This window comes from Candidatus Methylomirabilota bacterium (genome assembly GCA_035315345.1).
In the GTDB taxonomy this organism is placed as follows: Bacteria; Methylomirabilota; Methylomirabilia; order Rokubacteriales; family CSP1-6; genus CAMLFJ01.
Genome location: DATFYA010000215.1, coordinates 84,666 through 92,194, shown reverse-complemented (window position 1 = coordinate 92,194; position 7,529 = coordinate 84,666). Strand labels below are relative to the sequence as shown.

General features: G+C 70.6%; 9 protein-coding genes. 2 read left to right on the top strand and 7 right to left on the bottom strand.

Going from position 1 to position 7,529, the window contains the following annotated elements; genetic code table 11:
• Positions 1 to 149: 149 nt before the first annotated feature.
• On the bottom strand, positions 150 to 701 hold the full coding sequence (locus tag VKN16_28120; GenBank protein HME98090.1) for a VOC family protein: 552 nt from the start codon (positions 699 to 701) through the stop codon (positions 150 to 152).
• 128 nt (positions 702 to 829) lie between these two features.
• Between VKN16_28120 and VKN16_28115 the strand changes: the two genes are divergently transcribed.
• Positions 830 to 2,167 carry an SRPBCC family protein gene (locus VKN16_28115; GenBank protein ID HME98089.1) on the top strand — a complete coding sequence of 446 codons (1,338 nt, stop codon included), beginning with the start codon at positions 830 to 832 and terminating at the stop codon, positions 2,165 to 2,167.
• 24 nt (positions 2,168 to 2,191) lie between these two features.
• Positions 2,192 to 2,779 (top strand): 3-phenylpropionate/cinnamic acid dioxygenase subunit beta, encoded by a 588-nt coding sequence (locus VKN16_28110; GenBank protein ID HME98088.1) that lies wholly within the window; start codon positions 2,192 to 2,194, stop codon positions 2,777 to 2,779.
• Positions 2,780 to 2,878: 99 nt separating this feature from the next.
• On the opposite strand, the gene VKN16_28105 is transcribed toward VKN16_28110, so the two are convergent.
• Genes VKN16_28105 through VKN16_28080 form a run of 6 tightly spaced genes read right to left on the bottom strand, consistent with a single transcriptional unit; the run spans position 2,879 to position 7,517 of the window.
• On the bottom strand, positions 2,879 to 3,733 hold the full coding sequence (locus tag VKN16_28105) for an alpha/beta hydrolase (protein HME98087.1): 855 nt from the start codon (positions 3,731 to 3,733) through the stop codon (positions 2,879 to 2,881).
• A 6-nt stretch (positions 3,734 to 3,739) separates the two neighbouring features.
• Positions 3,740 to 4,183: a DoxX family protein gene (locus tag VKN16_28100; protein ID HME98086.1), complete on the bottom strand. Its 444-nt coding sequence runs from the start codon at positions 4,181 to 4,183 to the stop codon at positions 3,740 to 3,742.
• Positions 4,184 to 4,224: 41 nt separating this feature from the next.
• Positions 4,225 to 4,944, bottom strand: a complete 720-nt coding sequence (locus VKN16_28095; protein HME98085.1) for an ABC transporter ATP-binding protein — start codon at positions 4,942 to 4,944, stop codon at positions 4,225 to 4,227.
• Positions 4,934 to 5,680 carry an ABC transporter ATP-binding protein gene (locus VKN16_28090; protein HME98084.1) on the bottom strand — a complete coding sequence of 249 codons (747 nt, stop codon included), beginning with the start codon at positions 5,678 to 5,680 and terminating at the stop codon, positions 4,934 to 4,936. Before VKN16_28090 ends, VKN16_28095 begins: the two co-directional genes overlap by 11 nt.
• Positions 5,677 to 6,660, bottom strand: a complete 984-nt coding sequence (locus tag VKN16_28085; GenBank protein HME98083.1) for a branched-chain amino acid ABC transporter permease — start codon at positions 6,658 to 6,660, stop codon at positions 5,677 to 5,679. The genes VKN16_28090 and VKN16_28085 overlap by 4 nt, the downstream gene beginning before the upstream one ends.
• The gene (locus VKN16_28080) at positions 6,657 to 7,517 is read right to left on the bottom strand and encodes a branched-chain amino acid ABC transporter permease (GenBank protein ID HME98082.1); all 861 of its coding nucleotides are present in this window, start codon (positions 7,515 to 7,517) and stop codon (positions 6,657 to 6,659) included. Before VKN16_28080 ends, VKN16_28085 begins: the two co-directional genes overlap by 4 nt.
• Positions 7,518 to 7,529 lie beyond the last annotated feature (12 nt).

Here is a 7,529-nt window from a genome sequence, read left to right as displayed (position 1 = left end):
ATGGCCCCGTGGGCGAGGCGCGGCAGGGTGAGATCGTGCAGGAACTGGGTGTGTCCGGTGACCTTCTCGGCCCCGTCGCGCTTCGGGGTGTCCCGGCCGATGACGCGGAAGCTCACGGCGGTGGCGCTCGGGACGCCGCGCGCGTCCGGCTACCCGGCCGCGCCCAGCCGGCTCACCTGCCCCGCCCGCCACGCCTCGCGCGACATGAAGCCGGGCCGGTTGCGGCAGAGCGCCTCGGTCTCGGCGAGGATCGTCTCCACCGGGGCCTCGATGTCGAACGGCTCGGCGACCGGCTGGGGCGTGTGCCAGGGCGTGTCCACGAACACCTCGACCCGGTTGCCCTCCGGATCGGGGAAGTAGACCGACCACGCGTTGCCGTGGGTCACCACGCGGAACTGCTTGATGCCCTCCTCGCGCGCCCGCGCGTGCATCGCCTTGAGATCGCTCAACGTCGGCAGCTTGAACGAGATCTGGTTCACCACGTTGTAGTCCACCCCGGGCGGGCGGCCGGCGGCCAGCACCATCTGGTGGTGCTCGTCGGGATCGCGCGAGAGGAACACGAGATCGGGCCCGTCCGGCGACAGCCGGCCGCGGTCGCTCACGAGCAGGCCGACCACGCGGGTGTAGAAGTCCTCCATCCGCGCGATGTCGGTGACGTGGATGCCGAAGTGGCTGAAGGCGACGGGGGGCGATGACGGCATGAGGTTTCCTCCGCGCGAGAGCGGTGTCGTTGCCGCGGATGATATCACGCCGAGCCCCGGCCGCCGGCCCGCCGCTACATCCTGCCGTCGCTCGCCTATATAATGACCGCGAGAAGGAGGATCGCGGCATGGGCGCCACCCGGAAGTACGCGGTCATCGACCCCGCCACCGGCAAGATCGACCGCCGCATCTTCAGCGAGCAGGCGGTCTACGACGACGAGATGGCGCGCATCTTCGGCCGCGCCTGGCTGATGATCGGCCACGAGAGCCTGGTGCCCGAGCCCGACGACTTCTTCCACACCTACATGGGCGAGGACCCGGTCATCCTGACCCGCGACGGCGGGGGCCGCCTGCACGCGCTGCTGAACATGTGCCGCCACCGGGGCAACCGCGTGGTGCGCTGCGACGACGGCAACGCCAGGCGCTTCATGTGCACGTATCACGGGTGGACCTACGGCAACGACGGCGCCCTCGTCCACGTGGCCGGCGCGTCGGAGGCCTACTACGACGCGCTCGACCGAGCCTCGCTCGGCCTCATCGAGGCGCGCGTCGAGACCTACGCGGGCATCGTCTTCGCCACCTGGGCCCAGGACGCCCCGAGCCTCGAGGCCTACCTGGGCGACGCGCGCTGGTACCTCGACACCGTGTTCAACCGGCGCGACGGCGGCACGCAGGCCCTGGGCCCGATGAAGTGGCTCGAGCCGGTCAACTGGAAGACGATGGCGGACAACTGCTCCGACAACTACCACGTCCCCACCACCCATCTCTCCAGCGCGCGGGTGCAGACCGAGTACATCGGTCGCCCGCACCTCTCGCACAAAGATCAGTTCGAGAGCCCGAACAAGCACGCCTTCGTCAACGGGCACTCGATCACCTTCCGCGACGCCGACGACGGCATGCCCCGCTACGTGCACGGGGTGTCGAGCGAGACCTTCCAGATCTTCAAGGCCTACCACGAGGACACGCTGCCCGAGGTCGAGCGGCGGCTCGGCCGGCTGCGCGCGCGGCGGGTGCAGCTCGGCAATCACTCGATCTTCCCCAACGGCATCCTCGGCCTGCGGCTGGCCCTGCCCCGCGGCCCGCTCCGGACCGAGTTCTGGCACTTCGTGCTGCTCGACCGCGCGGCGCCGGAGGCGATCAAGCGGATCATCCGCATCGGGAGCCAGGCCAACAACGGCGCCGCCGGCATGTTCGAGCAGGACGACGTGGACAACTGGCGGCAGGTGACCGACGCGAGCCGGAGCGCGCTCGGACGACGGTATCCGCAAGATCTGTCGATGGGCCTGGGCCACGCCGGCCCGCATCCGGAGTACCCCGGCCTCGTCTCCGAGCGCTACATCTCGGAGAACAACCAGCGCCTCTTCTATCAGCGCTGGGAGGAGTTCATGAACGCGGGGAGCTGGGCCGACATCTCGATCGATCCGATCAAGGCGGATTTCGAGGGCACCGCCACGATGCAGGGCTAGCCGGGCAGGGCCAGCCGGAGCCTGATGAAAAAGGCCAGGAGCGCGGTGGCGAAAAAGCGGCGCGCGCCGGCGCGGGACCGACGCCGCGATCCGGCGCCCGCGGTCTCGGGGTCGCAGGCACTGTGGCTCGAGCTGATGCGGTTCTATATCGGGGAGGCGTGGCTGCTGGACGAGCGCCGGCTCACCGAGTGGCTCGACCTGTTCACCGACGACGTGCTCTACTTCATGCCCCGGCGCAAGAACGTCCCGCGCCGCGAGCTCGACCGCGAGCTGACGCCGCTGGGCGATCTGGCCATCCTGGAAGAGGACAAGCGCTACCTCACGATGCGAGTGGCCCGGCTCGACACCGGCATGGCGTGGGCCGAGGATCCGCCCTCGCGCACGCGGCACCTGGTCGGCAACCTCGAGGTCACGCCGCTCGGGAAGAACGAGGTCCAGGCACGCACCGCGTTCCTGGTCTACCGCTCGCACCTCGAGACCGACCACCAGCTCCTGTCCGGCTATCGCGAGGACCTGCTGCGCCGCATCGACGGCGGCTTCAAGATCGCCCGCCGCACGATCGTCCTCGACGCCAACGTCCTCCTGGACAAGAACCTCAGCGTGTTTCTGTAGTCGGTGTAGTCGGGGTCAGGTCTTGCATTACGACATTTTCGTGGCGCGCGTCGTGTCGCCGCGCGCGGGAAAATGTCGTAATGCAAGACCTGACCCCGATCAGTAGCCGCGGAGGAATCCCAGCACGTGCGCGGTGTACTCGGCCGGCTTCTCGAACGGCGGCCAGTGCCCGCAGTTGTTGAGGAGGACCAGGCGCGAGTCCGCGATGTGATTCAGGATGGCGATGCTGACCTCGAAGGCGACCATGCGGTCGTAGCGCCCGTGGATCAGCAGCACCGGGGACCGGATGGAGGCCAGATCCGCCGTGTAGTCGTGCGGCACGCTCACCGACTGCCGCCGCGCCTCGACCATCTCGGGCGACCAGGTGTGCGCGCGGTGGATGTAGTCGACCAGCTCGTCGGTGACCAGGCTCTCGTCGTCGATGTGCACGCGCAGGTAGCGCCGGATGTTCTCGCGGCTCGGGTCATCCAGCGCCTGGCGCGTCGCCCGGTTGCCCTCCGAGGGGCGATTGGCCATGAGGTAGCGATCGCCGCCGGTGCCGATGTGCGAGCCGCCCATCACGAACCTCCGCACCCGCCCGGGATACGCGATGGCCGCGACCATCGCCGACTGCCCGCCCTGCGAGTTGCCGACCCAGTGCGCCCGCTCGATGCCGAGGGCGTCCAGCAGGCCCACCGCGGTCCGCGCCTGCAGCGCGTGCACGCCCTCGTGATAGACCACGGGGCCGGTCGTGCTGAAGTTCGGCAGGTCCATGAGGATGCAGCGGAAGTGTTGCCCAAGCTCTCCAATCACCTTGTGGAAGGTGATCCAGGCGGTGGTGCCCGGCCCGTAGGAGTGCAGGAACAGGACGGGGTCCCCGCGGCCGACGTCGTGATAGTGCACGGGCATGCCGCCGGCCTGGATGGTCTTGCCGGTGCCGGCCTCGGTGAGCCCGTTCAACGCGATGAACGGCATGGGTCCCTACCAGGGAAAGATACACCGATCGATCGACAGCCAGCCCGCGCCGCCGAACAGCACGCCCAGCGCCATCGCGATCAGGGCCAGGTTCATCTCGTAGCCATGGCCCTTCCCCGGCGTCATGGACCAGTTGATGAAGAACCCGTTCGGCGCGTGGACCTTGACGATCGCCACCAGCATCACGATGATGAGCCCCACCGCGGCCGGCCGCACCAGCAGCCCCACGATCATCGCGATGCCGCCCAGCAATTCGGTGAACGCGGCGAGCACGCTCAGGGGCGCCGGCACGCCGAGCGCCTGGCGGAAGTAGCCGATGACCCCCTTCAGGCCCGGCCCGCCGAACCAGCCGAAGACCTTCTGGGCCCCGTGGGCGAAGAAGATGATGCCCAGGGCGACCCGGATGATCAGGAGGGACTTCGAGGGAAACGTGCCGAAGAGCATGTCCATGGCGTGACTCCTCTCGCGTGAGGGTGGGGTTGCCCCGGCCGTCAGAAGATCCCGAGGTGCTGGCGCAGGTCCACGTCGCGCTGGCGGAACTCCGCGGTGGGTCCCTCGGCCACGACGCGCCCGCCGTTCAGGATCACGATGTCGTCGGCCACCTCGAACACCAGCTTGGGGTTCTGCTCGACCAGCAGGATGGAGAGCCCCTGCTCCTTGAGCCGCCGGATCGTCGCCATGACCTCGCCCACGATCTGGGGCGCCAGGCCCTCCGAGGGCTCGTCCATGAGCAGCACGCGCGGGTTCGACATGAGCGCCCGGCCGATGGCGAGCATCTGCTGCTCGCCGCCCGAGAGCGAGCCGGCGACCTGCCGCCGCCGCTCGCCGATGCGGGGGAAGAGCGTGAAGACCGCGTCGAGCGTCCAGCCCGTGGACGCGCCGGCCTGGGGCGTCCGGCCCGCCACCGCCAGGTTCTCGCGCACGGTCAGGCTGCGGAAGATCCGCCGCCCCTGCGGCACCAGCGCCACTCCCTGGGCGGCGATGGTCTCCGGGGGCCGGCCGGTCACCGCGCGCCCGAAGACCTCGACGCGGCCGTGTCGCGGCGGCAGGAGCCCGACGGTCACGCTCATCGCGGTGGACTTGCCGGCCCCGTTGCGGCCGAGCAGGCCGAGGAGCCGGCCCTCGCCGAGGCGCAGCGACACGCGGTGCAGCACGTGGCTGTCGCCGTAGAGCGCGTCGATCTCGTGGAGCCGCAGCGCCTCACTCGCCAAGGTAGATCTCCCGGGTCCGCGGATGCGCCACCACCTCGCTCCGCGTGCCCTCGACCACCACCTGGCCGAAGTGCAGCACGGTGATCCGCTCCGCGAAGTCGAGCGCCACGTCCATGTCGTGCTCGATCATCACGATCGTGACATCCCGGGGAATGGCGGTGACGAGCCGGAGGACGTCGCGCCGCTCCTCGATCGAGAGCCCGGCGAACGGCTCGTCCAGCAGCAGCACGTGCGGCTCCTGGGCCAGGGCCATCGCGATCTCCACGCGCCGGCGCTCTCCGTAGGACGTCTGCGCGAGGGGCCGCGCGGCCAGATGCTCGAGGCCGACGCGGGCCAGCGCCGCGCGCGCCCGGTCGAGCACCGCGGCCTGCCGCTCCAGCCGGGCGATCGGGTTCCAGCGCAGCCGGGAGCGCCCCAGCAGCGACAGGGTGACGTTGCGCAGCAGGGTCTCGCGCGGGAAGAGCGTGATGATCTGGTAGGTGCGCGAGATGCCGAGATGGGCGCGGTGCCAGCCCGGGGTGCGGGTGATGTCGCGGCCGAAGAGCGTGACAGTGCCGCCGTCGGGGCGCAATTCGCCGGTGACCAGGTTGAAGAGCGTGGTCTTGCCCGCGCCGTTCGGGCCGATGATCAGCCGTCGCTCGCCCGGCGCGACGGCGAGATCGACCGACGCGGTGACCAGCAGCCCGCCGAACGACTTGGTGAGGCGCTGGACGGCCAGCGCGGGCGCGGCGGTCACCGGCCGGGCTCCTTGCCCGGCGCGCCGGCCACCGCCATCGACGGCGTCGCCCGCCGCGCCGTCGCGCGCCGCCACAACCGGGCCACGCCGGGCACCAGCCCGTCCGGCATGAACACCACGATCGCCACGAAGATGGCGCCGAGCACGAAGTTCCAGCGCTCGATGTAGGCGCTGGCCACGTTCTTCATGGCCACCACGAGGGTGGCCCCGATCACCGGCCCCAGCAGCGTGCCGGTGCCGCCCGAGATGACCATCAAGAGCGCCTCGGCCGAGGCGGTCAGCGCCACCGCCTGCGGGCTCACGAACTGGTTGTAGTAGAGGAAGAGCAGCCCGGCCACCCCGCTCCAGAATCCCGAGAGCAGGAAGGCGAGGAAGCGGATCATCCACACGTGGTAGCCCAGCGCGACCATGCGGCGCGGCTGGTCGCGCGTGCCGCGCAGGCTCGCCCCGAACGGCGAGGCCACCAGCAGCGCCATCGAGCCGACCGCGGCGAGGAACACGACGAGCGTCGCCCAGTAGAAGTGGGCCGGCGAGGCGAGCGACAGGCCGAGCGGGCTCGGGCGCGCGCCGATCGAGATCCCGTTGTCGCCGTTGGTGATGCTGATCCAGCGGTAGGCGACGCCCCACACGATCTGACCGATGGCCAGCGTGATCATCACGAAGCCGATGCCGGTGCCGCGCAGCGCCAGCGCCGCGAACAGCGCGGCGGCCAGCATGGTCACCGCCAGGGCGCCGGCGATGGCGACGGCGTGCCCGTGGCCGCCGGTCAGCAGGCGCGCCGCCGAGTAGGCCGCGATGCCGAGCAGCCCGGCGTGGCCCAGGGTCACGAGGCCGGCGTAGCCGACCAGGACGTTGATGCCGAGGGCGAGGACCGCGTAGAGGAGTATCTGGCTCGCGATGTTGATGTAGAACGTCCCGCCCGCCCACAGGGGCAGCGCCGCCAGCACCACGAGCACGGCGGCCAGCGCGAGGCGCTTCACGCCGCCGGTCGGCCGAAGAGGCCCTGGGGCCGCACCACCAGGACGAGCAGCATCGGGAGGAACAGCACCACGTAGGCCAGCTCGGGGAACAGCGCCTGCCCGAAGTTGTAGAGGAAGCCGACCACGAAGCTGCCCACCAGCGAGCCCGGCAGGCTGCCCGTGCCCCCGAGGATGACCACGACGAGGGCCAGCGGCAGCATCTCCTGGTCCAGGCCGGGGTAGACCGAGAGGATGGGGCCGCCGATGACGCCCGCGAAGCCGGCCAGCCACGCGCCCAGGCAGAACACGATGGTGAACAGACGCGAGACGCGGATGCCGGCCACGCGTGCCATGTCCGGGTCGTCCACGCCGGCCCGGATCATCGCGCCGAGCCGGGTGCGATCGAGCAGCGCCCACAGCGCCACCGCGAAGGCCACCGCGATCAGGCCGACCGCCAGCCGATAGGTCGGGAACACCAGGCCGCCCACGCCGGTCGCGCCCTGCAGCCCGGGCGGCGTGTCGATGCGCACGGGATCGCCGGTCCACACCTTCAGGCAGACGTCGGCGACCATGAACGACAGCCCCAGGGTCACCAGCACCTGCGCCAGCTCGGCCCCGGCCAGCCGGCGGAGGATGAGCCGCTCCACCACCCCGCCGAACACCGCCACGAGCAGCCCGCTGGCCACCGCGGCCGGCCAGAAGCCGAGCCCCCACTCGATCAGGCTCGCGGCCAGGTAGCCGCCCAGCATGAAGAAGGAGCCGTGGGTGAGGTTCGGGATGCGCATGAGCCCGAAGATCAGCGAGAAACCGGCGGACAGCAGGAACAGCAGGCCGCCCAGCGTGACGCTGTTGACGGCCAGCACGAGCCAGACGCTCATGCGGATCGGCCG